Origin of the sequence: Chryseobacterium polytrichastri (assembly GCF_900142445.1) — a bacterium.
GTDB lineage: Bacteria > Bacteroidota > Bacteroidia > Flavobacteriales > Weeksellaceae > Chryseobacterium > Chryseobacterium polytrichastri.
Genome location: NZ_FRAV01000029.1, coordinates 1 through 25,193, shown reverse-complemented (window position 1 = coordinate 25,193; position 25,193 = coordinate 1). Strand labels below are relative to the sequence as shown.

The window sequence follows — 25,193 nt, the reverse complement described above, 5'->3', positions numbered from 1 at the left end:
AAACAAAAATCTACACAATTACTCAATTCAAAAAAAATATCAAAATTTATAAAATGGAATTTTTAAGAGATACACCCTTACCATCAAATTTCAATTCTGATAGCTTTCTGTGAAAATCTTAAAATGTAAATATAATTCTGAAATTCATTTTAAAAGATTATTCAAAATTTTTATTTTAGATTTCAAAGAGAAAAGTTGAAGAGATAGAAATTTTATAGCAAAAGCAAAAATTCCATATAAACAAATATTTCAAGGAAAATATATTAGTTTGAATTTTAGAAATAAAAATAATTTAAAAAAAAAATTTTAAGCTTTTTTAATAAGCTACGCCGAGGAATTCTTTAGATTAAAAACATAATCTGAAAATAAATTATGTACAAATGGAGAAATAAAAAAGTCCACTGATTTTTTTCAGTGGACTTAAAATGTATAAAAATTTATTTTTCTATTTGTTGATAGCAGCAACACCTGGAAGTTCCAAACCTTCCAAGCTTTCTAACATTGCTCCACCTCCGGTAGAAACATAACTTACTTTATCAGCATAACCAAATTGTTTTACAAAAGCAACACTGTCTCCTCCTCCAACTAAAGAAAAAGCTCCAAGTTTTGTTGCTTCAGCAATACTTTCTCCTAGAGCAACAGTTCCCGCAGAAAAGTTTGACATTTCAAAAACTCCGATAGGTCCGTTCCATAAAATTGTTCTTGAATTTAAAAGAACATCGTTGAACTGATCTCTCGATTTTGGTCCAGCATCCAATCCCATCCATCCTTCAGGAATTGCATAAATATCTACTTCTTTTCTTTCTGCATCATTACTGAAACTTTCAGCGATGATCGTATCAGAAGGAAGATATACTTTTACATTATGTTCTTTTGCTTTTCCTAAAATTTCTAACGCTAAAGGTAATTTATCTTCTTCAACCAATGAAGTTCCTATTTTACCTCCAAGAGCTTTAATAAAAGTGAAAGCCATACCACCACCAATAATCAAATTATCTACTGCCGGAAGTATATTTTCTATAATGGTAATTTTAGTTGAAACCTTAGATCCACCTAATATAGCTGTAACAGGTCTCTCACCACTTTTCAACACTTTATCAATGGCTTTTAGTTCATCAGCCATAAGTAAACCGAAGAATTTAGTTGATTCAAAATAATTAGCAATAACTGCTGTAGAAGCATGAGCTCTATGAGCCGTACCAAATGCATCATTCACATAAGCATCTCCTAATTTAGACAGCTGCTCAGCGAATCCTTCATCTCCTTTTTCTTCTTCATTATGAAAACGTAGGTTCTCTAATAATAAAATTTCTCCAGGTTGAAGCTCTGCGGCCGCTTTTTCAGCCTTCTCTCCTATTGATTCATCAACAAACTTAACTTGCTGCCCTAGTACGCTAGAAACTTCTCCTAGAATGTTTTTCAGGGAGAATTCATTCTTCACTTCTCCTTTAGGTCTTCCAAGGTGTGTCATTAAAATTACAGAACCACCGTCATTAAGAATTTTTTCTACAGTAGGCTTTACGGCTGCGATTCTAGTATTATCGGTAACGTTAAGCTGATCATCCTGCGGAACATTGAAATCAACTCTTACCAGAGCCTTCTTATCTTTAAAATTGAAATCATTGATTGTCTTCATAAATTTCTTTTGATTTTTCGTTTCACAAATGTAAGAGTTTAAAATTTTTGAACACCTTCACCCCAATAAAAGTTTTCAAAAAGTTTTCAGGACACTCATTCATTCTATCAACATTATTTTCTCTTTTATAAAAAAGAATAAATGATAGTTGTTGTTGAGTGTTGTTAGTTTGGGGGATAAGTTTTTTGCTAATAATTGATAACATTTAATTTGTACTAAATTCACATTTTACTGACATTATAAAGCTTTGAAAATGTATCTACTATCAGTGTTATCAACAATTGTGAATAACTTTCCCACAATAGTAATTCTTAATAACTGTATTATGGAAAAGATGAAGAATTCTCTGTGGAAAGTTTTTGAAAATAAATGTTAAATTTTTTGGAGAGCATTTCTATTACAAATTATTTTAATGTTACGAAACATTTATCTTGCCATTGTTATTAACACTTACTAACAAGGATACTCACATTAAACTGGCAAAAATTTAAGACTTATCCACATTATACTTACATTTGTGTGGATATAAATCTAAAAAGGCTTAATACAAGAATTATGAAAAGAAAAATCGCTATTGCCGCAGACCATGCAGGTTTCGAGTATAAGGAGATTGTTAAGAACTATTTATCAGAAAGCTTTGAGGTTCAGGATTTTGGAACGTTCTCCACAGACAGTGTGGATTATCCGGACTTTGTACACCCCGCAGCAACCTCTGTGGAGAATGGAGAGAACGAATTAGGAATTTTGATCTGCGGAAGCGGAAATGGAGTTCAGATCACTGCTAACAAACATCAGCAGATTCGTTGCGCTCTTTGCTGGATGCCTGAGATTGCACAGCTGGCAAGACAGCATAATGATGCAAATATGATCTCAATTCCTGCAAGATTCATTGCAAAAGAAGTAGCTATAGAAATTGTAAATAAGTTTCTTTCTACAGACTTTGAAGGAGGTAGACACCAAAACAGAGTTGACAAAATTGCATTCTGTTAATAATAATATAAAGGCTTGCAAATCAAACTGCAAGCCTTGTTTATTTTTAATTTCTTATCTTTGCCATATTAATAGAAGTATATTCTATAGATACCTCTCAAAACCTATATATAATTTAATAAGTATATATAAAAGGTTTTTCTCCTCTCTTCTCCATATTTGTATTAAATTTATACAAAACAAAAACTATCCTTATCAAACTTAGACAGAAAACTGATCTTATTAAAATGAGGAATTAATAAATGAATTGTATGAAACTACTTATGTCTATTTTCTTAGTTTCCTTTATATCTTTAGTTGAAGGCCAGAAAAAGAGAGATACTTTGGAACAAATGAAAATGCCGGACTGTACAGAATTTCATCATGAAGAAAAACAATTGTATGATGAGTTGATCAAAGATTGGAAGGAGGTAGATTATTCAACTTTAAACAGAACAATAATAAATGGGATCAATAAAAGTAGTTTTAAAACTAATAATTTAAAAATATATCTAAGGAGCATAAGAACTATTTGTGGTAATGAGATAGATTATTCTCTTTGTTATTCTAATGTGAATAGGCTGAATCCTTTATATAGTGAAGGAAATTTTTGGAATGAAGAATCTGTTAAAGCAATCAGTTTAAAGCTTGATAAGAACTTAATTTTTATGATTAAATACTTTGGTTTTGGTAATAATGAAGTTTTTGTTGATAAAACAGATAATACAAAAGGATACGTAAGAAAAGAGGCAAAAAATTTTATCACGACTCTAAAGAAGAGAAAATATAAGAAAAGGAATTTTTATTATTTACCAAATGCTGAACATACTAAGGTGAATATTGATGATGCAGATATTCTCAATTTACAGTTTAGAAATTATTTAGACAGGATAGTCGTCGTAAAATATAATATTAATAATAAAGCTGAGTATAAAACTTTTCAATACAATGATAAAGAATGGAAAGAAATACTCACTAAAGATGAATTTAAATTTTAAAATTAATGAAAAAAAGAAAATATATAAGCCAAAAAAATGATCATAAACTTATGGAGATCGGAAGATTGATCCTACGTTTTATGAATGAAAATATGTCGAAGATCTATAATTATAAACAGATCTCAGACGGAATTGATTATAAGAATCCAAGACAAAGAGAACTTGTGATTCAGGCTTTGCACAAACTTCAGGCTTCAGAAAAAATTAAAGAAACTGAAAAAGGAAAATATATCATTAATCTAAACATTGCAGGAACCTTAACAGGAACCATAGATTTTAACCAATCTGGAAATGCCTATGTAAAGGTAGAAAGCCTGGAAGATGATGTGTTCATTCATTCAAAAAACGTGAAGGATGCATTGCAAGGGGATAAAGTTTTAATTGTTACCTATACCTATAAAGGAAAGAAACTAGAAGGTTCTGTATTGGAAGTTTTGGAAAGAACCAGAACTGAATTTGTAGGAACTTTACAGGTTGTTACTCATAAGGATTTCGGATTTGTTGTTTGCGATAAAAAATCGATTAATACAGATATTTTTATTCCAAGAGGAAAGTTTGGAGGAGCAAATGATGGAGATAAAGTTGTTGTGAAAATGACTGAATGGAGACCTGGAGATAAAAACCCTGAAGGGGAAATTATCAAAGTTCTAGGTGCTCCTGGAGAGCATGAGACCGAGATTCACTCTATTCTTGCTGAATATGGGTTGCCTTATCAATTCCCTGAGGAAGTTGAAGCAGATGCCGATAAAATAGACAGAAGAATTACAGAAGAGGAAGTTGCAAAACGTTGGGATATGCGAGGAATCACAACCTTTACCATTGACCCAAAAGACGCAAAAGATTTTGATGATGCCTTATCGATAAGAAAATTGGATAATGGAAATTGGGAAATTGGAGTCCACATTGCAGACGTTTCTCATTACGTAATTCCGGGAACTATTTTAGATGATGAAGCCTATGAAAGGGCTACATCGGTATATTTAGTTGACCGTGTTGTACCGATGTTACCGGAAGTCTTAAGTAACGACGTTTGTTCACTTCGTCCGAATGAGGATAAATATACTTTTTCCGCCGTTTTTGAATTAAATGATAATGCAGAAATTAAGAAGCAGTGGTTTGGAAGAACAGTAATTCATTCCGACAGAAGGTTTACTTACGAAGAAGCGCAGGAAAGAATTGAAAATAAAGAAGGAGACTATACAGAAGAGATCTTAGTTCTTGATAATTTAGCAAAGATCATGCGTGCTGAACGTATAAGACAAGGCGCTATTACATTTGACAGAAGCGAAGTAAGATTTAATCTTGATGAAAATAATCAGCCTATTGGAGTTTACTTTAAAGTGAGTAAAGATTCGAATCACCTGATTGAAGAATTCATGCTTTTAGCGAATAAAAAAGTTTCAGAATTTGTTTCATTAACTAAAAATGGATCACCTTCTCAAAATACATTTATTTATAGAGTTCACGATGATCCGGATCCTGCAAAATTAGAAGCATTAAGAGATTTTGTTTCTACTTTCGGATATAAAATGGATTTGGCAAATACCAAAAAAGTAGCAGAATCTTTAAACCGATTACTAAGTGATGTAAAAGGAAAAGGCGAAGAAAATATGGTGGAAACATTGGCGATGCGAAGCATGAGCAAAGCGGTTTATTCTACAGAACCTATCGGTCATTATGGGTTAGGGTTCGACTATTATTCTCACTTCACCTCTCCTATTCGTCGTTATCCGGATTTAATTGCTCATCGTCTTCTTCAACATTATTTGGATGGTGGAAAATCTACCAGCAGAGAAGAAGTTGAAGAGAAAGCAAAATATTGTAGCTCAAGAGAAAGATTAGCTGCCGATGCTGAAAGAGATTCAATCAAATTCATGCAGGTAAAATTCATGGAGAAACATTTGGGAGAAACTTTCGGTGGTGTTATTTCTGGAGTTGCAGAATTCGGTTTCTGGGTAGAGATTCCTGAAAACGGAGCGGAAGGATTGATCAAGCTAAGAGACCTTGTGGATGATTCTTATACTTATGATAAATCTACTCATGCTGTATATGGTTCAAGAACAGGAAAAAGATACCAATTAGGAGATCAGGTTCAGATAAAAGTAGTTAAAGCTAATTTAATTCAAAAGCAACTGGACTTTAAAATTGTTGACTAAATAATAATCACAATATATCAATGAAGACTGCAAATTTTGCAGTCTTTTTTTTGTTTTAAAAAATTTCAGAATGAATATTGAAAACTTAAAAGAATTGGATTTTATCGACAAATAGAAATATAATTTTTAAATTTGGAAGAGAAACAAATTTTAAATGTTTGAATTAGTACTATCTGCTGTTATTTTAGGATTCATGTTGAGTCTTGTTTTTATTGGCCCAATATTTTTCTTATTAATAGAAACCAGCTTCTCTAGAGGTCCCAAGCATGCTTTGGCTTTAGATGTAGGAGTAATTACGGCAGACTTGTTGTGCATTATTGCGGCGTATTATGCAAGTGCAGATTTGGTAAGCTTAATAGATAAACATCCTGGATTTTACAGAGTCACCTCGATCTTAATTTTTGTATATGGTATTGTCATGATGGTCACGAAAACCAAAATGCATATGCCGGGTGAAGAAAGAATCATAGGTCAAAATTATTTTAAGACCTTCATGAATGGTTTTCTCTTCAATATTTTAAATGTTGGGGTTATTCTATTTTGGTTGGTTACGGTAATTTCAGTGAGAAAAGAATATCCGGATACGGGTAGTTTTATCCTTTATATAGGTTTAGTGATTGGGACTTATTTATGTATTGATCTTGCTAAAATATTTTTGGCAAAACAATTTCATGATAAATTAACACAAACATTGGCCAATAAGATCAGACGAATTGTTGGGGTAATTCTTATCCTTTTCAGTTTCTTTATCTTTTTACAGAGCTTTAAAAAATTCAACCAATTTGATAAGCGATTAGAAGAAGCAGAAAAAAAAGAAGTTAAATTTCAAAAGAACAAATGAAAAAAATAATCTTTCCAAAGTCCCTTAAAAAAGGTGATAAAATAGCTATTATTTCCCCTGCCGGTGCTGTAGATGCATCTCAACTTGAAAAGGGAATAAAAATGATCAAGAATAAAGGTTTTGTTCCTGTTTTAGGAGAGCATCTTTATACTAAATTCTCAAATGGCTACAATTACGCCGGGACAGAAAAGGAAAGAATAAAAGATATCAATTGGGCTTTAAATGATAAAGATATTTCTGCAGTCTGGGCTTCCAGAGGTGGATATGGATGTCAACATCTGATTCAGCATTTGAAGCTAGATAAATTTAAGCAAAACCCAAAATGGTATATTGGATATTCTGATAACACCGTTATCCAAAGTTATTTGTTGAAGAAAGGTTTTGCCTCCATTCATGGGCAGACGATTAAAACTTCAAGTTTCGGAGTGACGGATGAAAGTTATGATCTGATCTTTGATATTTTAAAAGGAAAGACTTCGGAATATCACTTACAAACTAACCCATTTAATCAAAAAGGAAATGTTAAAGGAGAATTGGTTGGAGGAAATTTGGCTTTAATCTATGCTCTTTTAGGAACAAAATATTCATTTGATTTTAAAGATAAAATTTTATTCATTGAAGATATTGGGGAGAATTTTTATGCATTAGATCGAATGATTATGAGTTTGGAACTTGCCGGAGTTTTTACTAAAATTTCGGGCTTAATTGTTGGGGGAATGACCAACATGGGAGATGAAAAAGAAAATAAGCAATACGAAAATAGCTTCGATGAATTTGCTTATCAATTAATCTCAGAAAGACTTTCAAAGTATCAGTTCCCCGTTGTTTTTGGTTTTCCAAATGGACATATTAAGGACAACAGACCTTTGATTATTGGGAGCAAGGTATCTTTGAAAATAGGCAAGACTGTTTCAATTAGTTATAATAAATAAAATGATATATTCAAAGTTTGTACTTTCCTCTTTATTGATATTGGCGGGGATCTTACATTTTTTGAAACCTCAGATTTTCATTAAAATAATACCTTCATATATTCCGTCTCATTTGACAATGGTTTATGTAAGTGGTTTTATTGAAATTGTGTGTGGTGCTTTTTTGATCTTTCCTCAAACTCAAAAGTTGGGTGCCTATCTTAGTATATTATTGTTTATAGCGGTCTTTCCTGCTAATGTGGAAATGGCTAAAAACTTTTATCAGACCCATCATAAATATTTTTGGCTTACTGTCTTGAGACTTCCTTTACAGATTGTATTAATTTGGTGGGCTTATCAATTTAGAAAATAATGGCAAATCACAACGACTTCGGAAAAAAAGCAGAAGACTTGGCTGTTGAATATTTACAAAAGAAAGGCTATAAAATCCTAGTAAGAAACTTTCGGTTTCAAAAAGCAGAGATTGATATTGTTACCGAAAAAGATAGTTTAATTGTTGTTGTTGAAGTAAAAGCTCGTTCAACAGATGCTTTCATGTTACCTCAAGAAGCGGTTAATAAAAGGAAGATATCATTAATTGTTTCTGCTGCCAATCATTACATGGAAAAGTTTAATATAGATCAGGAAGTAAGGTTTGATATTATCTCAGTTCTTCCCGATGAAAAAGGCAAACTCACGATAGAACATATAATAGATGCTTTTGAAGCATTTGATGCTAACTAATATAATATATATATCAATCTAACAGTTTACCCATAATTATTACAATGATAATTTTTTTTGACTGGTATATTTAAATATAAAGAATTTTATGAAAACAATACTCATTACAGGTGCAACTTCCGGAATCGGGAAATCTACAGCAGAACTTTTTGCAAAGCAAGGGAACAGAATTATTATTTGTGGTAGAAGGGCTGAAGTTTTAGAATCATTAAAAACTGAGTTTTCCCAATACACCGAAGTATTTAGTTTAATGTTTGATGTAAGGAATCTTCAAGAAGTAGAAAATGCGATCTCATCTCTTCCAGAAGAATGGAAGAATATTGATGTTCTCATTAATAATGCCGGAAATGCACATGGTCTTGAACCTCTTTCGGCAGGAAACACCAATGATTGGGATTCTATGATCGATGGAAATGTTAAAGGTCTTTTATATGTTTCCAAAATGATCATCCCATCAATGAAAGAAAGAAATACCGGACATATTGTGAATATCAGTTCTGTAGCGGCAAGACAGACGTATGCTAACGGGGTTGTGTATTGCGCTACCAAAAAAGCGGTTGATGTGATTTCTGAAGGAATGCGTTTAGAATTAACAGAATTTGGAATTAAAGTCACCAATATTCAACCTGGAGCAGTGGAAACAGACTTTTCTTTGGTAAGATTTAAAGGAGATAGCGAAAAAGCTTCTACTGTATATGCCGGATATGAAGCCTTAAAAGCAGAAGACATTGCGGATGCAATTGCCTATTGCGTAAATGCTCCCAAGCATGTTAGTGTGTCTGATATGACTATCTACCCTACTGCTCAGGCTGAACCGAGAACTATTTACAGAAAATAGGATTACTTTTAAATAGATCATAATGGAAAATGATGCTCAAAATTTTTTGATTTATAATACTCCCAACGAAAAGGTAAAGGTGGATGTTTTTTTACAAAACGAAACGCTTTGGCTTACACAAAAAACTATGGCTGCTTTGTTTGACGTTGATAGAACTGTAATCACAAAGCATATTCAAAACATCTACAAAGAAGAAGAATTAGATAAAGAAGCAACTTGTGCAAAAATTGCACAAGTTCAAATTGAGGGTGAGAGAAGTGTTTCTAGAAATATAGAATATTATAATCTAGATGTAATTATTTCAGTGGGTTATAGAGTAAATTCTAATAAAGCTACTCAATTCAGAATCTGGGCAACACAGACTTTAAAAGAGTTTATCATCAAAGGATTTGTAATAGATGATGAACGTCTTAAACAAGGCCAAACAGTTTTCGGTAAAGATTATTTTAAAGAGCTTTTGCAGCGAGTTCGTTCAATCCGGGCAAGCGAAAGAAGAATTTACCAGCAAATCACAGATATTTTTGCTGAGTGCAGCATTGATTATGACAAAAATTCTGAGGAGACAAAAACTTTTTATGCAATGGTTCAGAACAAATTCCACTTTGCTATTACAGGGCATACTGCTGCAGAAATTATTTACCAAAAAGCGAATAGTAAAGAAAAAAATATGGGCTTAACCACATGGAAAAATGCTCCAGATGGCAGAGTTTTGAAAAACGATATTATTATTGCTAAAAATTATTTGGAAGAATCAGAAATCAAGCAATTAGAACGAACAGTTACCAGTTATTTTGATTATATTGAAGGATTAATAGAGAGAGAAAACACTTTTACAATGGATACTTTGGCAGAAAGTGTAAACAAGTTTCTTAATTTTAATGAATATAAAATTTTAGAAGGAAAAGGAAAGATTTCGAAATTAATGGCGGATGAAAAAGCGGTTTCCGAATATGATGAATTCAATAAAACTCAAAAAATAATATCTGATTTTGATAAGCAAATTAAAAAAATCAACAAAAAATAATTTAAAAGAAGAAGCACTATTTTATCACTATCATTCTTAAATTTGTAAAATGAAAATTTTATACCTCGAAACATCTTCCAAAAACTGTTCTGTAGCCATATCAGATAATGGTAAACTATTGTGTGTTAGCGAAGAAGTTTCTGATAATTATAAACAGTCTGAGAGCCTACACACTTTTGCAGAATGGGCTTTGGAAGGAGCAGGAATTTCTATAAAAGAGATTCAGGCGGTTTCTTTAGGAAAAGGACCCGGTTCTTACACCGGATTAAGAATTGGTGCTTCATCAGCAAAAGGGTTTTGTTATGGACTAAAGATTCCATTGGTTGCCATTAATTCTCTTGAGACGATGATAGAGCCTTTTTTAGCGCAGAACTATGACTATGTAATTCCAATGGTCGATGCGAGAAGAATGGAGGTTTATACGGCTGTTTATGACGGTGAAACCGGAAAAGAACTTTCGCAGACAGAAGCTAAAATTTTAGATGAAACTTCTTTTGAAGAATTTAAAGATAAAAAAGTACTGTTTGTAGGAGACGGAGCAAAGAAAGCTCAGGAAATTCTACAGCTTCCCAATGCTGAATTTAATGAAAGTATCTACCCTTCTGCACAATATTTAGTAAAGAAAACCTTAGAAAAAATTGAAAATAAAGAGTTTGAAGATATTGCTTATTTCGAACCTTTTTATTTAAAAGATTTTCATGGAGTAAAGAAAAAGAAATCAACGGATTCTTAATTACTACGAAATAATAAACAACGACATAAAAAAAGCGAAGAGTAATCTTCGCTTTTTTATTTTATTTAGTTTTTGCCGGAGTTGTTTTTTTTGGCTTCTGACCAGGAGTACTGCCTGGCTGAGTAGGCGGCGGTGCAGGGTTAGAATCATCTAAAAGCATTGCATTGCTATTGGCAGCCTGAGCCGGTGCTGCTGGCTGTGTAGATGGCGGTACATTTACATTTTGATTATTCATTTGACCAGCGTTATTATCCATATTCTGAGAAGTAGGTTGCTGTAATGGCTTACTTCCAGGTTTCTGAAGAGTATTCCCTTTATTATCGGTTTCCTGGAAAGAAAGTTCACTCTTCAGATAATTAAGCATTTCTTTGGCTTTGATTCCTTCAGGAGTTTTAGCATAATTTAAAGCAATTTGCTCTAGCTGTAAGATCATTACTTCTTTACCACTGGATTTCCCGCTATTAAATGCATTCAATAAGTATAGTTTAGGGACCAAAGCATCTTTCGGATATTTCACAAGAGCTTGGTCTAATATCTCTTTACTTTCTGCAAACTTCTCTGATTCAAATAAAGCATACGCCTTTTTATATTCATTTTGAACATCTTCTGAAGATTTTACAAACGAATTGTTTTTAGGGTTTCTTGCAAATTCTGCGTAAGAAGTATAAGGATAGTCTTTTAATAAGATCTGTTTTGCTCTTTCTGAAGATTGAGGTGTTTTCTCATAATTCATTGCAAAGATCTCATATAAAGCCTGTAGCATTACTTTTTCTTCAGGTTTTACATCTACCAGATCATACAGTGTTTTTGTTGCTAAAGGGGTATTGGTAAAATAGTTCTGATACATAATTCCCAAGCCTAAAGAAGCAGTATCTCTGTCTTTTTTAAGCTGATCTAATTTCCCAAGATCAGTAGGAATCTGTTCGATATAAAAACTAGGCTCAAAACGTCTTGGATTAGGTGCCGAAGTAACGCCTAACGCTTCATTTTTCATATCATCAATAGAGCTCATCTTTTTAGAGTAACGCCAGTTGTCTACAAGTGCTCTGTCTCCCCAAACTTGTTTAAATGTTGAAGATCCTTTTGATACAGTCCCTGTATTACTGAAATAAAATCCTTTTGGTGATGTTCCGAAGTTTTCAAAAGAGTTAGAATTATTGGCAAAAATAGAATTTGCACTGTAATCGCCTGTATCAAAGCCTTTAGCTCGTTCTGCACGTCTCCTTTCAATTTCTTCTTTTTCTTCCTTTATTTTTAATTTGGCGATATGCTTGGTGAAAAAATCAGTTTTTTGAGCTTCGGACATTTTGGCTAAAGACAGAATACTGTCGTTTTTCTTGATCAGATAATAGTTTTTTGATATTTTCTTGATGTTGATAGATTGCTCCTGCAAAAGAATTTTTGAAGGCTCATACGTCATCGCAACAAGCGCTGAGTCATAATAACTTCCAGCTCCGATATAATCATTTTTATCAAGATAGTCCTTCCCTATTTCATAGTATGCTAAACCACGAACCTGCAAGTCCGAAACTTTTTCTTTCAAAGATTTTTTGAAAAGGTCTTGTGCTTCTTTTTTCTTACCCGCTTTATTGGCCATTAGCCCTAGAGCGTAGTAAAACTCATTCTTTCGAGATCCGTAAGTTCCTTTTTTACTGATATCTTCTAAATATTTTCTTGCCCCTTCATAATCACCTTTTCCATTAAAAGTTTTGGCAATTTCTATTTGAGATTTAACTTCAAATTCGAAATCGTTGGCATATTTATAGGCAGCCATGAAGCTTTCTCTGGCTTTCTCATTTTGATTTAAACCTTCTAAAACCTGACCTCTTAAGAAGGCAATTCTGCTTTTCAGTTTTCTGTTGGTATTCAATTCAAAAGCGTTATCAAGCTCTTTTGCTGCTTCTTCCTTTTTTCCTGCATCTAAAAGTGATTCAGAGTAATAGATGCTTAATAGTTTTTTATCATTTTTACCAATATCTTCTCCTTTCAACAAAGAAAATATTTCATGAGCTCTGTGATAATCTTTCATTTGATCATAAGCTACCCCACGATAAATTTTGGCCAAAGGAATCCTTTTATCATCCTTCATATGAGTAAAAACATAGTTCAGAGCATCTAAGGCCTCCGAAGATTTATTTCGGTAAATTCTTGATTGTGCAAGAATTATGTAGGCATCAAATATTTTTTTATTCTTTTCTTCCCCATTCTTGATCACCGAATATTTATTAATTGCTTTTAAAGCTTTTGCTTCTGCAATTTCTAAAACACTGGCTCCTTTATTTTCTGGTTGCCCATTCTGTTCTAACTGGTTGTTTTGATTATTACCATTATTGTTACCGGGCATTCCAGGAGGAGCGCCTGGTGGTCTTCCTGGAGCACTTCCAGGGGCATTTCTACCAGAAGGATTATTCACTTCTGCCATTTTCATGGTGTTTTCAGCAAACGCAGAAGATTGTCCAAGATCACTGCCTAAAGGTTGATCTTCATAGGTAAGTATAGGAATGTAAGGCGCATAAAAATTATCTTTATGGGCTTTGTCTCTACTCGTAAATTCACTATTCAAGGCGTCTTTAGCGTTAAATAGTGTATTATAATATGTTGAAAACCCTTTCATGAACTTCGATCGTTGATCTGGCCTCTTGGGTTTTGATCCACAAGAGAGAACGATACAAGCTGCTAAAAGGAATAGGATATTTTTTTTCATTACTCAATATAACTAGCCAATTTACTTTTTATTATCAAAAGATTGATGATTTTGTAAAAATAATAAAATTTTATATTGAAAATACTTATATTTCTTTCAAAATTTTGTAAACCAAATGGGTAGGAAGTCCCATTATCGTATAAAAACTGCCGGATAGTTTTTTAATTTTCGCCATTCCGAGCCATTCTTGGATTCCGTAGCTTCCTGCTTTATCAAAGGGTTTATAATTTTGAACGTAATACTCTATTTCTTCATCCGAAATATCATCGAGTTCTACATCTGCCACATCTGTTTCTGTAATGGTTTTATCAAGTGTTTTGATGGTAATCCCGGTATAAACCTGATGCGTTGTTCCAGATAATTGCTGCAACATTCTTTTTGCATCAGCTTCATCTTTTGGTTTTCCTAAAATCTGATTATCAATGGCTACAACCGTATCTGATGTTAATAAAACTTCATCGCTTATGAGATTTCTGAATGCATTTGCTTTTAATTCAGATAAATAGGCTGCGGCCTCGCCTATTTCAATATTTTCGGGTAAGATTTCTTCGCAATCTATTTTTACCACCTCGAAATCAAATCCTAAACTTGAAAGTAATTCTTTTCTTCTTGGCGATTGTGATGCTAATAGTAATTTCATTATCGGTTAATTATATAGATTGTGTGTTGTCTTCCAGCCAGGTTCCCTGAATTTTCATTACTTGTTCAATGACATCACGTACTGCTCCACTTCCTCCTTGCTTTGGAGAGATATAATCAGAAATTCCTTTCACCTCAGGAACTGCATTTTCGGGACATGTTGCAATAGCAGATGTTTCCATCATATGAATATCCGGAAGGTCATCTCCCATTGTTAAAATTTCTTCGTTTTTAAGATTGTATTTCTTTTTAAAGTCTTCGAAATCAACCATTTTATTATGAGATTTTGCATAATAATCATGAATTCCAAGATAATTGATTCTGTGTTTTACCATTTCATCATTTCCTCCCGTAATGACTCCGATTAAATAATTGTTTTTTAACGCTTTAACAACAGCATAACCATCCAGAACATTCATGACTCTAGACATATTTCCTCCAGGCATCAAATAAACACTTCCATCTGTGAAAACTCCGTCTACATCAAATACAAATGCTTTTATATCTTTTAATTTCTCTTTATAACTCATACATTTTTTTAATAGAATGATTCATTGTTTTATAGATCTCCAGACTTTCGTCTTTCAATAATTGTTCATGCAACTGCAAAATGCGTGCATCATTTCTTACAGCTGGTCCGGTTTGCGCAGATTTGGGTTCAATTTCATGGATTTTCTGAACGGTTTCATCAATCAACGGTAAAAAATAATCAAACGGAATCTCCTGAGAATCTGAAATTTCCTTAGCTCTTGAAAAAAGATGATTCACAAAATTGCAGGCAAAAACTGCGGTTAAATGAATGTACTTTCTTTTTTCGTGGGTGCTTTCCATTACATTGTTGGATATTTTAGAGGCAATGTCAAAAAGTATCGCTTTATCTTCTTCATTTTCGGTTTCTATGAAAAAAGGAATCTTTTCGTAATCCAATTCTTTAGATTTAGAAAAAGTCTGTAAAGGATAAAAGCTTGATTTTCTGTACGCTCCTACTAAAATTTCTTTTGGAAGGGATCCAGATGTATGCACTACCAGACAATCTTTTTTAGTAATAATCTTAGACACATTTTCAACAGAACTGTCACTTACACAAATGATGTACAGATTTGCGTCTTCTAGTTTTTCCGTTGAATAAGGAATATTTAATTCTTCCGAAATCTTATGGAGCTCTGTTTCGTTTCTTCCGAAAATCTGAGCTAATGGAATGTTATTCAGAACAAAAGCTTTTGCCAGATGATAGGCAACATTTCCGGAACCAATAATTACAATTTGCATAAAACAAAGATAATATTTTAAGCCGAGTTGAAAAAGTAAGTTGAAAGCTAGAAGATGGAAGTTTTTGTAAATCTGCTTATTGCCTGCTGCTTCAAGTTTAAAACGTAACGGTCTGATATTATTTCAATATTTGGACTAAAAATTGAATAAGTAATTTAACTTTCCATTATTTTTGTAATCCAAAACAATGAAAGCATCTTATGAAGATTAAGGACGCGGAGATTATTACGCTGATGCAAAGCCCACGAACTCAAGAGAAAGGAGTTCGCGCTTTGATGGATGCTTATCAAAGCAGATTGTATTGGCATATAAGAAGGATTATTGTGGATGGTGACCTTGCGCAGGATACGTTGCAGGAAACATTCATTAAAGCTTATCAGAATTTTCATCAGTTCAAAAATGATAGTCAGCTGTACACCTGGCTGTACAGGATTGCGACCAACGAAGCATTACAGCAGGTTAATAAATTAAAGAAGATGCAGAAGACTGATGAAGATCCTGAATATTATATGCAGAATCTAGTTGCAGATAATGTATCAAGTGATGCAGAAGAGATACAAATCTTGCTACAGAGGGCTATACAAAGCCTGCCCGAAAAGCAGAAACTGGTATTTATGATGCGGTATTATGATGATTTACCTTATGAAGAAATATCAAAAATTGTAGATATGTCTGTAGGTACTTTAAAAACAAACTATCATTATGCCAAGCAAAAAATTGAAGAATATATAAAAGAAAATTACGAAAAATAATTTTTGAGACGCAAAGACATGAAAGAGTTCGATATAGAAAAATTAGAACGTAAAAACATTTACAAGGTTCCTGATAATTTGTTTGAAAATATTCAGGGAAGAGTAATGAATGATGCAAAAGCCAATAAAAAAGCTCCTATTTTTAAACTAAATTGGGTATATGCTGTGGCTGCTTCATTGGCTTTGATTTTTGGGGCTAGTTATGTTTTCAATCAAAATAATGACTCAACAAAAAATGTAGGGAATTCTGGAGCAACGTATGCTGCAAATACCCAAGCACCAAAAAATGAGAGCGAAATTGCTTATGAAACATTGAAATCTGATTTAACTTCTGTTGAAAACAATAGTCAAACAGGTGTTAATCAGAATAGTAGAGGCTTTGCTTCACAGGCAACTGAAACAAAGGATGTTGGTGCTCCTAAAACAGTGAAACCAGTTTCTAAGAAAACTGAAACTCAAATGAATGAATATTTGGATTCTTTTTCTAATTCTGAAATTTCAGAATTGGCAAGCAATTCAACTCAGGATGTTTATTTGGATTTATATAATTAAAGAAAGATGAAAAAGATATTATTTACACTTTTTATTATTTATGGTTTTGGCTTAAATGCCCAAAAGACCGACTATGACTGGAAAAAGATGGACCCTAAACAAAGAAAAGAGGTAATAAATAATCTTTCTCCGGAAGAAAGAAAAACTCTTTTAGCGAAATTTAGGAATAATATGGTGATGGATAATCTGGATATTGAAGCCAGTGATAAGGCTGAATTTACACAGCTCTACAATGAATATCTAGATAACCAGAAACAGATAAAAAGCCAGTTTAATTCTAATTTTAACCCTGAAACTTTATCAGACGATGAAGCAAAAGCAAAATTGCAGCAAAGTTTTGAGGTAGGGCAAAAGTTATTAGATAATAGAAAAAAATATGCAGATAAGATGCAGGAAGTTATTCCTTGCCAGAAAGTCTTGAAGCTGTTTCAATCTGAGGGTATGATGAGAGATAAAATGAATGAAAGAAAACCTCACGGAAACCACAATGCTGCAGGACCGAAGCAAGCCCCATAATAGTTTATTTTTTTAATGTTGGACGACTCTTACAAATCTTTTTTTGTGAGAGTCGTTTGATTTTAAACAAATTACTATTTTTGAGAAAACCTTTTATCACATGAAAAAAATCTTACAAATCACATTCGTTTTTATTTTTATTGTTTCGTTTTCGCAAGGTCAGGAAATTATTAAGGAAAGAGGAAACCTTTCAAATCCGAAAGGGAATATCTATAAATCTCTTGCTGTTATAGACCAAAGAGAAGATAAAAAGATAGGAGAGATGCCTTTTGGTGATAACAAAGAAATGAAAGAAATTGTGTTTCCAACAACTGTAGATAATTTTTTAAGTCAATGGTATACAGAAAGTAATCATAAAGGAGGCAAACATGAATTGGTCTTGGTTTTAAAAAGATTAAAAACATCAATAGGTGAGACAGATGGAAAAGAAACAGAAGCAGACGTTGATTTTTCAGCGCAAACTTTTCTGAAAGAAGGAGACAATTATAGATTTTTATATAAAAAAGATACGGTTTACAGTTTTAAGAATAAAAATATTTCTGAAGTCGTTGTAAAGAACATTCCCGTTATCATTGCGATGTTTATGAAGAAGACCTATACGATGAAACCTGTGGAGGGTTCAGTGGCAATTGATGCTCTTACAGACTATGAATCGTATGTAAAAGCTAATTCCGATGCGTATAAAAACGAACAACTAAAAGACGGAGTCTATCTAAATTATATTTCATTTTTTAATCAAACTCCGGAGTTAGGTAATTATGTTCTTGAGAAAAATAACAGAGGACAGGTTTTGAGGGCAGTTAAAGATGAAAACGGAAAGAAAGATAAGATCTCTGCTAATGAAATGTTTATATATGTAGAAAATGGGAAAGCTTATAAAAAGACTTATTCAGGATTTTTAGAATTAAATAAAAATGAAAAGGGATTTTACTTGATAGGCAATAGAGGGTTTATTTTGCCTGTTAGAAACTCAGCGGTTTTTGTAAGTGTTGGAGGGTCTGCGGGAGGAATGTATGGGGGACTCGCTGTTGGGCTTGTTGGTATTTTTGAGAGGGGATTCAGACAAAATAAAATGAAAAAAGACGAAAAAACTGAAGTTTATATTGATCCTTTAACCGGAGAATATGATTTTTCTGATGAATAATTGAAATTAATTTCACACTAAAAATTTAAGAGAGAGGATTTGTCTCTCTTTTTTTTATCTTTGCAAATTACATAGTTCTTAAATGAAAAACATACGAAATTTTTGCATAATCGCTCATATTGACCACGGTAAAAGTACTTTGGCAGACCGTCTTTTAGAGTATACCAATACGGTTACTCAGAGAGAATTACAGTCTCAGACGCTTGATGATATGGATTTGGAGAAAGAACGTGGGATTACAATTAAATCTCACGCTATCCAGATGGATTATGAGCTTAATGGAGAAAAATATACTTTAAATCTAATTGATACACCGGGACACGTAGATTTCTCTTACGAGGTTTCTCGTTCTATTGCTGCTTGTGAGGGTGCCCTTCTTATTGTAGATGCTGCGCAGAGTATCCAGGCACAGACAATTAGTAATTTGTATTTAGCCTTAGAAAATGACTTGGAAATTATTCCGATTCTTAATAAAATAGATCTTCCATCAGCAAATCCAGAAGAAGTTACCGACGAGATTATGGGGCTTTTAGGATGTAAGTATGAAGATGTTCTTAGAGTTTCCGGGAAAACAGGAGAAGGTGTTCATGATTTGCTTGAGCATATTGTAAACAGAATTCCAGCTCCGGTTGGAGATCCGGATGCACCGCTTCAGGCATTGATTTTTGACTCTGTTTATAATCCATTCAGAGGTATTGAAGCCTATTTCAAAGTGGTAAACGGAAGTATTTCTAAAAACGAGAAAATAAAATTTTTCGCAACAGGAAAAGAATATGGTGCAGATGAAGTAGGTACCTTAAAATTAAAACAGGTTCCTAAGAAAACAATTCATTGTGGTGATGTAGGTTACATTATTTCCGGAATTAAAGATGCAAGAGAAGTAAAAGTAGGTGATACTATTACCTCTTTTGTAAATCCTGCAGCTGCGGCGATTGATGGATTTGAAGAAGTAAAACCAATGGTTTTTGCCGGGATTTATCCTATTGAATCTGAAGATTTTGAAGAATTAAGATTTTCATTGGAAAAATTAAGACTGAATGATGCTTCTCTGGTTTTCGAACCGGAAAGTTCAGCAGCACTTGGTTTTGGTTTCCGTTGTGGATTCTTAGGAATGCTTCACATGGAAATCGTTCAGGAGCGTTTAGACAGAGAGTTTAACATGGATGTTATTACAACTGTTCCCAACGTTTCTTACCACGGATATTCAAAGAAAGATCCTGAAACTGCAATCCTGATCAATAACCCATCTGAAATGATTGATCCCAATCTTTTAGACAGAGTGGAAGAGCCTTATATCAAAGCTTCAATTATTACTAAATCTGATTTTGTGGGTTCTGTAATGACGCTTTGTATTGAGAAAAGAGGGGAGATTGTAAACCAAAGTTACCTGACGGCAGACAGAGTAGAATTAACGTTCAATATGCCTTTGGCTGAGGTTGTTTTCGACTTTTATGACCGTTTGAAATCTATCTCTAAAGGATATGCATCATTCGATTATTCACCCATCGGAATGCGTTCTTCAAAATTGGTAAAAATGGATATCCTGATAAATGGAGATATGGTAGATGCTTTATCATCATTGATTCACGATAGCAATGCATATTACATCGGTAAAAAGATGTGTGAAAAACTTCGTGAACTAATTCCTAGACAGCAGTTTGATATTGCAGTTCAGGCAGCGTTAGGAGCGAAAGTGATTGCAAGAGAAACGATTAAAGCGTTAAGAAAAGACGTTACGGCAAAATGTTACGGAGGAGATATTTCCAGAAAACGTAAATTGCTGGAGAAACAAAAAGAAGGTAAAAAGAAAATGAAGCAGATTGGTAGAGTAGAAGTACCACAATCAGCGTTCATGGCTGTTTTGAAATTAAATGATTAAGCATTTAGATGCATTTTTAATATTGAATCCACAGATTTTTTCTGTGGATTTTTTTATTTCAGTTCAAACAGATTTCGTTGCTTTTCAATGATGCTTTTGTCGTAATTCATTAGAAATGCTTCAGTTGAGTGATCATAGAAAAATATTTTGAATTTACCTTTATCTTTTCCTTCCAGGAGGTTTACAGACAAAACCATTATTTCATTAGGATTAAATTCCCAATATCGGTATTGTATCCTACTATTACCACACACGATAGCATTATCGTTGGATAGCATCTGCCATTTTTGCTGATCATTTAAAACTGCTAGAGTTAAAGATTTAAACTCCTGCAGGATTAATTTTTTACCTGAAATGTTTTTTATAAAAACTGGGAATGCTTTGTATTTTTTGATTGTTCCTGTTTCTAGATTGTAAGCATATTTTGGGATAGTATCATTAATTTTATAACTCATTCTATATTTTGTCTAGATAAAGAGTCAAATGTGACAGGTTTTCAGAAGATTTAATTCGGTTAAAATGATGATAAAAAAATCCGGTAAGCATTTGTTCACGTTTTCTATAGGAACTGTCGGGAACAAATCCTAATGGAGGAGTTGGTGGATCCATCATTCCCATATAATATTTCAACTCAATAGTTGAGGTGTCTTTTCCCACATAGATTATACAGGTCCCTGCTTCATCTATCCCTTCATTAAACTGTTGATAGTTTAGTTTTTCATGATGGCTATCGTGAAAGATAATCTTGTCCGCAAAAGATTTTTCTTTTTTGCAGCTGAATAATAAGAAGACTGTAAGACTGTAAAAAAATGTTTTCATGAGGATTATTTGGTAAAAGTATGAATATTCTTTGTATTTTTGTGTATTCATAACGCAAATTCAAACATGAGCTCTCCAAAAAAATTACAGGATATAAAAGTTGCTGTAGACGCAGTTATTTTCGGGTATTTTGATAAAAAAGACCTTCAGATTCTTTTGATTAAAAGGAAAATAGAACCTTTCAAGGGTGGCTGGGCGCTTCCTGGAGGCTTGGTTTTAGATGACGAGAATCTAGATGATGCCGTAAAAAGAGAGCTTCATGAAGAGGCGGGCATAAAGCCTGATTTTTTGGAACAACTCTATACTTTTGGCAACGTAGGTCGGGATCCTAGGAATCGAGTGGTTTCTGTGGCTTATTTGGGCTTGGTGAACCCGTCTTATCATGAACTGTTTGCCGACTCTGATGCAGAAGACGCACAATGGTTCAGTGTTACCAAACTTCCTAAGCTTGCTTTTGATCATGATAAAATTATTGATATTGCGTTAAAAAGACTTCGTACGAAAATTCAGTACCAACCAATCGGTTTTAATCTTCTGAATGAAGAATTCCCTTTTTCAGATCTTGAAAATTTATATAAGACCATTGTTGGAAAAGAAATCGACCGCCGAAACTTCCGTAAAAAGATAATGAGCTACGAACTTCTTAAGGAGACAAATAATTTTAAAAAAGAAGGAAGCGGAAGACCCGGAAAATTATTTACCTTCAATCAGGAAAAATATAAAGAATGGGAAGAGCAAGGTTTCTATTTCGAAATCAAGTAGCTATCTTTTATCTCAATTTCAGTCTTGAAATTACCCTAAAAACTCAATTTTTAATTCTCTCAATAACAAAACTAAAAACTTAGTTTTGTTGTGGTTTTTAGCATTTCTTAAACGAAAACATTGCTTATTATCCTGTGATTTAATTTTTATCACTGTAAATCAAGTGATTCCGTATTTAGTGTAAAAATAACACAAATGAAATTTGGTAGTTAAAAGTATATTGCTTTATATTTGTGTAACAATAACACAAACATGAGCTATACCTTACAAAAAACAATTGAGAAGTTTCAGAGAAAAGAAAAGTTAGACTTTCTATTCTTCTGGGGACACACCGTGAAAGATGAAATTACAAAATCTTGTTTCAGCCAATGGTTTCCTTTTCAATTTGAAGAAAATGGAATTGAATATAAAACAGCGGAACATTATATGATGGCTGGAAAAGCGAAATTATTTAATGATAATAAAACGTTAGAAGAGATTTTAAAATCAGATTCTCCAAATCAGGCTAAAAGCTTAGGAAGAAAAGTTAAAAATTTTGATCCGCAACGTTGGAATGAAGAGAAGTATAAAATCGTGAGAAAAGGAAATCTTTTAAAATTTTCCCAAAATGAAAAGTTCAAAGAATTTCTTCTGTCAACAAATGATAAAATCTTGGTAGAAGCTAGTCCATACGATACAATTTGGGGAATCGGAATGTTGGAAACAGATCCAAAAGCAGCAAACCCACTTCTTTGGAATGGTGAAAACTTGTTAGGTTTTGCTTTAATGGAAGTAAGGGATTTGTTAAAAGCATAAAAGTAATTCGTAAAGAATTTAGGCAAAACTATGCAGTTTTTAATTAGTGTATTGTTGACGCAAATAAAAAAATTAAAAACATGGAAGAAGACTTAAAACCAAGATTCATCGAATCATTACAAAGAAACAATGATCAGATAAGAGAAGATCGGGCCCGAACCATCGGAGAAGATTCAGAGTTGATATACAGACGCCGAGTTGAAGATATTGAATTGAAAATAAAAAGACTGGAACGTGAACAGGAAGGTCTTATTGATATCAGTCCGTTAGACAAAAATAGTTTAACATTTGCAGATTTTCAGCCGGAAGCATTCGTTCAGAGAGACATAGAATTATCATTAACAATCAGAAATTTAAATATTCAATTGGAAGTTTCAACAAAAAGATTTGAATATTTATTTGGTAAAAAATTTTAGTTATGGGAAGTACAAGATACGACATGGACGCTCGTTATGACAGAGCAAGAAAAGAAGGATATGCATCAAAATCTGCAAGTGAAATTTTCACTCAGAATGCAAAAAGAATGGCACATGAATCAATGAATCCTAACGGTATTTCTTTTAGAGAATCAAGAGATTCTGTAGTTCACCCGAATTCAGTTCCTATTATATTAGGATTGGATGTTACAGGAAGTATGGGACATATTCCTCATGAATTAATTAAAGACGGGCTACCCAAGTTAATGGGTGGAATTATCCAGGGAGGCGTTCCTGATCCTGCACTTTTATTCTTAGGAATCGGCGACCATGAATGCGACGGATATCCTTTGCAGGTGGGGCAGTTTGAATCAGGAGATGAAGAATTGGATATGTGGCTAACCCGCACATATATTGAATCAGGCGGTGGAGGAAATGCCGGAGAAAGTTATTTATTAGCTTGGTATTTTGCCGCTTTTCACACGAGAACGGATGCCTTCGAAAAAAGAAATCAGAAAGGATTATTGTTTACGGTAGGTGATGAGCCATGCTTGAAAACACTTCCGGCTTCTGCGATCAGAGAAATTATGGGAACGGGGCAACACACTTTTACGCATACCGAATTGCTGAAAGAAGCTCAAAAAAAATACGAAGTTTTTCACATCAGTGTTTTGCATTCAGATCAAGCGGTTAGAGCAGATAAAGGTTGGAAAGATCTGTTAGGACAAAACTGTTTATCAATAGAAGATTACAGAGAGGTTCCAAATGTGATTAAAGAAATTGTTTGCAACCGATATAAAAATGAATCTTCAAGATCAGTAGATTTAAGAGGATTTAATAATATTCAAATGTTTTAAAAAATGAAAACAGCACAAATAGTTATAGGCTTAGGGTTTGGTGATGAAGGAAAAGGAATCACTACAGATTTTCTGGCTCAGCAAAATCCTGAGTCTGTAGTTATTCGGTTTTCTGGCGGGCAGCAGGCGGCGCATACGGTGATGATTGATGACAAAAAGCATATTCACTCAAGTTTTGGATGTGGAGCGCTGCGCGGTTTGCCTTCTTATTTTACGGAACATTGCACCATTCATCCAACTTTTTTATGGAATGAAAGAGAAGAATTAAAACAAAAGAACGGAAATGTTGAACTGCATATTCATCCATTGGCAAAAGTCACGACGCCATTCGATGTTTTGAGTAACAGGAAAAACACCAAAAACTTAGAACACGGAACCTGTGGAAAAGGAGTGGGAGCTACGATGAAAAGACAAGAAAGTCCGTTTAAATTATTTGCGATTGATTTGATTAGTCCAAGATCAATGTTGATTGAAAAATTAAAAGGAATCGCCCATTATTACGGTTTTGAAGAAGGAGAAGAAATCCAAAATGCATTACAGGATTTTTTAGAAGCGATCGATACAATTGATTGGAAAATTGAAGGCTATTCTTACCTGAATTTATTTAACAATCTTATTTTTGAAGGCAGTCAGGGGATTTTATTGGATATGGATCATGGCGTTTTTCCGAATGTTACTTTTGCGAATACAACTTCAAAGAATGCCTACGAAGTTTGTAAATTATTGAAGATTGAAAATATAGAAATGTTTTATGTGACAAGAAGTTATTCAACCCGTCATGGAAGCGGATGGATGAGTAATGAAAATGAAATAGAACTAAAAAATAACGAAGAAGAAACCTGCCTATTCAACGAATATCAAAAGGATCTTCGCTTTGGAAATTTAGATTATGACTTATTAAACTATGCTCTGAAATTAGATGAAGCTTATGTTTTTGCCAATAAGAAAAACCTGGTTGTAACGTGTTTAGATCAAATTGATGAAGAATTTAAAATAGGAACTCTTGATGTAAATTTTGATGAGGTTTATGGATCTTATTCTCCATATTCAAAAGATTTTAAGCAAATTAATTGATAAGAATATTGATTAATTTTAAAAGAAAATAAATTAAATGCAAAAGCAGAAATCAATAGGAATGGGCTTTAGCCCAATGTCATTAAGTTAAGGCTTTAATATATTGATTTTCAGTTAATTTAGTTTGTTTTACTGGTTGTTTTTTTGTATATTTAACAGTGAATC

Annotated in this window: 27 protein-coding genes; 20 read left to right on the top strand and 7 right to left on the bottom strand. The window is 33.2% G+C overall.

The features are described from left to right. Positions 1 to 445 precede the first annotated feature (445 nt). Positions 446 to 1,636 (bottom strand): phosphoglycerate kinase, encoded by a 1,191-nt coding sequence (locus tag BUB80_RS16630; RefSeq protein ID WP_073295129.1) that lies wholly within the window; start codon positions 1,634 to 1,636, stop codon positions 446 to 448. A 555-nt stretch (positions 1,637 to 2,191) separates the two neighbouring features. Between BUB80_RS16630 and rpiB the strand changes: the two genes are divergently transcribed. From rpiB to tsaB, 10 genes are all read left to right on the top strand, one after another. Beyond that, entirely contained in the window at positions 2,192 to 2,626 is a 435-nt protein-coding gene (gene rpiB, locus BUB80_RS16620; protein WP_054512885.1) for a ribose 5-phosphate isomerase B, read from the top strand. Between the two features lie 251 nt (positions 2,627 to 2,877). After that, a complete protein-coding gene (locus tag BUB80_RS16615) occupies positions 2,878 to 3,603 on the top strand; it encodes a hypothetical protein (protein ID WP_139262746.1) in 726 nt (241 codons plus the stop codon). Positions 3,604 to 3,608: 5 nt separating this feature from the next. Beyond that, positions 3,609 to 5,759 (top strand): ribonuclease R, encoded by a 2,151-nt coding sequence (rnr, locus tag BUB80_RS16610; RefSeq protein ID WP_073295121.1) that lies wholly within the window; start codon positions 3,609 to 3,611, stop codon positions 5,757 to 5,759. 154 nt (positions 5,760 to 5,913) lie between these two features. Further along, positions 5,914 to 6,600 (top strand): LysE family translocator, encoded by a 687-nt coding sequence (locus BUB80_RS16605; RefSeq protein ID WP_073295118.1) that lies wholly within the window; start codon positions 5,914 to 5,916, stop codon positions 6,598 to 6,600. Beyond that, a complete protein-coding gene (locus BUB80_RS16600; protein WP_073295116.1) occupies positions 6,597 to 7,532 on the top strand; it encodes a S66 peptidase family protein in 936 nt (311 codons plus the stop codon). The genes BUB80_RS16605 and BUB80_RS16600 overlap by 4 nt, the downstream gene beginning before the upstream one ends. A 1-nt stretch (position 7,533) precedes the next feature. Then, positions 7,534 to 7,884 (top strand): DoxX family protein, encoded by a 351-nt coding sequence (locus BUB80_RS16595; protein WP_073295113.1) that lies wholly within the window; start codon positions 7,534 to 7,536, stop codon positions 7,882 to 7,884. Beyond that, positions 7,884 to 8,255, top strand: a complete 372-nt coding sequence (locus tag BUB80_RS16590) for a YraN family protein (RefSeq protein WP_073295111.1) — start codon at positions 7,884 to 7,886, stop codon at positions 8,253 to 8,255. Before BUB80_RS16595 ends, BUB80_RS16590 begins: the two co-directional genes overlap by 1 nt. 88 nt (positions 8,256 to 8,343) lie before the next feature. Further along, positions 8,344 to 9,093, top strand: a complete 750-nt coding sequence (locus tag BUB80_RS16585) for an SDR family NAD(P)-dependent oxidoreductase (RefSeq protein WP_073295108.1) — start codon at positions 8,344 to 8,346, stop codon at positions 9,091 to 9,093. 22 nt (positions 9,094 to 9,115) lie between these two features. After that, positions 9,116 to 10,117 (top strand): virulence RhuM family protein, encoded by a 1,002-nt coding sequence (locus tag BUB80_RS16580; protein ID WP_073295106.1) that lies wholly within the window; start codon positions 9,116 to 9,118, stop codon positions 10,115 to 10,117. 49 nt (positions 10,118 to 10,166) lie between these two features. Further along, the gene (gene tsaB, locus BUB80_RS16575; RefSeq protein WP_073295103.1) at positions 10,167 to 10,850 is read left to right on the top strand and encodes a tRNA (adenosine(37)-N6)-threonylcarbamoyltransferase complex dimerization subunit type 1 TsaB; all 684 of its coding nucleotides are present in this window, start codon (positions 10,167 to 10,169) and stop codon (positions 10,848 to 10,850) included. Positions 10,851 to 10,911: 61 nt separating this feature from the next. Here the strand turns inward: tsaB and porW are convergent, their stop codons facing one another. From porW to BUB80_RS16555, 4 genes are all read right to left on the bottom strand, one after another. After that, a complete protein-coding gene (gene porW, locus BUB80_RS16570; RefSeq protein WP_228433863.1) occupies positions 10,912 to 13,554 on the bottom strand; it encodes a type IX secretion system periplasmic lipoprotein PorW/SprE in 2,643 nt (880 codons plus the stop codon). An 85-nt stretch (positions 13,555 to 13,639) separates the two neighbouring features. Continuing rightward, positions 13,640 to 14,194, bottom strand: coding sequence for a Maf family protein (locus tag BUB80_RS16565; protein WP_073295101.1), 555 nt, complete (start codon positions 14,192 to 14,194; stop codon positions 13,640 to 13,642). Positions 14,195 to 14,204: 10 nt separating this feature from the next. Then, on the bottom strand, positions 14,205 to 14,723 hold the full coding sequence (locus BUB80_RS16560) for a KdsC family phosphatase (RefSeq protein WP_073295098.1): 519 nt from the start codon (positions 14,721 to 14,723) through the stop codon (positions 14,205 to 14,207). Beyond that, positions 14,713 to 15,462 carry a Rossmann-like and DUF2520 domain-containing protein gene (locus BUB80_RS16555; protein WP_073295095.1) on the bottom strand — a complete coding sequence of 250 codons (750 nt, stop codon included), beginning with the start codon at positions 15,460 to 15,462 and terminating at the stop codon, positions 14,713 to 14,715. The genes BUB80_RS16560 and BUB80_RS16555 overlap by 11 nt, the downstream gene beginning before the upstream one ends. 200 nt (positions 15,463 to 15,662) lie before the next feature. On the opposite strand from BUB80_RS16555, the gene BUB80_RS16550 reads away from it, so the two are divergent. From BUB80_RS16550 to lepA, 5 genes are all read left to right on the top strand, one after another. Then, positions 15,663 to 16,214, top strand: a complete 552-nt coding sequence (locus BUB80_RS16550) for an RNA polymerase sigma factor (protein WP_073295092.1) — start codon at positions 15,663 to 15,665, stop codon at positions 16,212 to 16,214. Positions 16,215 to 16,232: 18 nt separating this feature from the next. Then, on the top strand, positions 16,233 to 16,766 hold the full coding sequence (locus BUB80_RS16545; RefSeq protein WP_073295090.1) for a hypothetical protein: 534 nt from the start codon (positions 16,233 to 16,235) through the stop codon (positions 16,764 to 16,766). Between the two features lie 6 nt (positions 16,767 to 16,772). After that, complete coding sequence (locus tag BUB80_RS16540; protein ID WP_073295088.1) at positions 16,773 to 17,282, top strand: hypothetical protein; 510 nt, start codon at positions 16,773 to 16,775, stop codon at positions 17,280 to 17,282. Between the two features lie 100 nt (positions 17,283 to 17,382). After that, complete coding sequence (locus BUB80_RS16535) at positions 17,383 to 18,426, top strand: hypothetical protein (RefSeq protein ID WP_073295086.1); 1,044 nt, start codon at positions 17,383 to 17,385, stop codon at positions 18,424 to 18,426. 82 nt (positions 18,427 to 18,508) lie between these two features. Continuing rightward, positions 18,509 to 20,305 (top strand): translation elongation factor 4, encoded by a 1,797-nt coding sequence (gene lepA / locus BUB80_RS16530; RefSeq protein ID WP_073295084.1) that lies wholly within the window; start codon positions 18,509 to 18,511, stop codon positions 20,303 to 20,305. A gap of 53 nt (positions 20,306 to 20,358) precedes the next feature. Here the strand turns inward: lepA and BUB80_RS16525 are convergent, their stop codons facing one another. Then, a complete protein-coding gene (locus tag BUB80_RS16525; protein ID WP_073295082.1) occupies positions 20,359 to 20,760 on the bottom strand; it encodes a hypothetical protein in 402 nt (133 codons plus the stop codon). Position 20,761: 1 nt separating this feature from the next. Beyond that, a complete protein-coding gene (locus tag BUB80_RS16520) occupies positions 20,762 to 21,124 on the bottom strand; it encodes a hypothetical protein (protein WP_139262743.1) in 363 nt (120 codons plus the stop codon). Between the two features lie 66 nt (positions 21,125 to 21,190). Between BUB80_RS16520 and BUB80_RS16515 the strand changes: the two genes are divergently transcribed. The 5 genes from BUB80_RS16515 to BUB80_RS16495 all read left to right on the top strand — a co-directional run bounded on the left by BUB80_RS16515 (position 21,191) and on the right by BUB80_RS16495 (position 25,028). Beyond that, on the top strand, positions 21,191 to 21,886 hold the full coding sequence (locus BUB80_RS16515; RefSeq protein ID WP_073295077.1) for an NUDIX hydrolase: 696 nt from the start codon (positions 21,191 to 21,193) through the stop codon (positions 21,884 to 21,886). Positions 21,887 to 22,138: 252 nt separating this feature from the next. After that, positions 22,139 to 22,681, top strand: a complete 543-nt coding sequence (locus BUB80_RS16510) for an NADAR family protein (protein ID WP_073295074.1) — start codon at positions 22,139 to 22,141, stop codon at positions 22,679 to 22,681. A gap of 80 nt (positions 22,682 to 22,761) precedes the next feature. Then, on the top strand, positions 22,762 to 23,097 hold the full coding sequence (locus BUB80_RS16505) for a hypothetical protein (RefSeq protein WP_054512508.1): 336 nt from the start codon (positions 22,762 to 22,764) through the stop codon (positions 23,095 to 23,097). 2 nt (positions 23,098 to 23,099) lie between these two features. Next, positions 23,100 to 23,954 carry a hypothetical protein gene (locus BUB80_RS16500; protein ID WP_073295072.1) on the top strand — a complete coding sequence of 285 codons (855 nt, stop codon included), beginning with the start codon at positions 23,100 to 23,102 and terminating at the stop codon, positions 23,952 to 23,954. 3 nt (positions 23,955 to 23,957) lie between these two features. Further along, positions 23,958 to 25,028 (top strand): adenylosuccinate synthetase, encoded by a 1,071-nt coding sequence (locus BUB80_RS16495; protein WP_073295069.1) that lies wholly within the window; start codon positions 23,958 to 23,960, stop codon positions 25,026 to 25,028. Positions 25,029 to 25,193 lie beyond the last annotated feature (165 nt).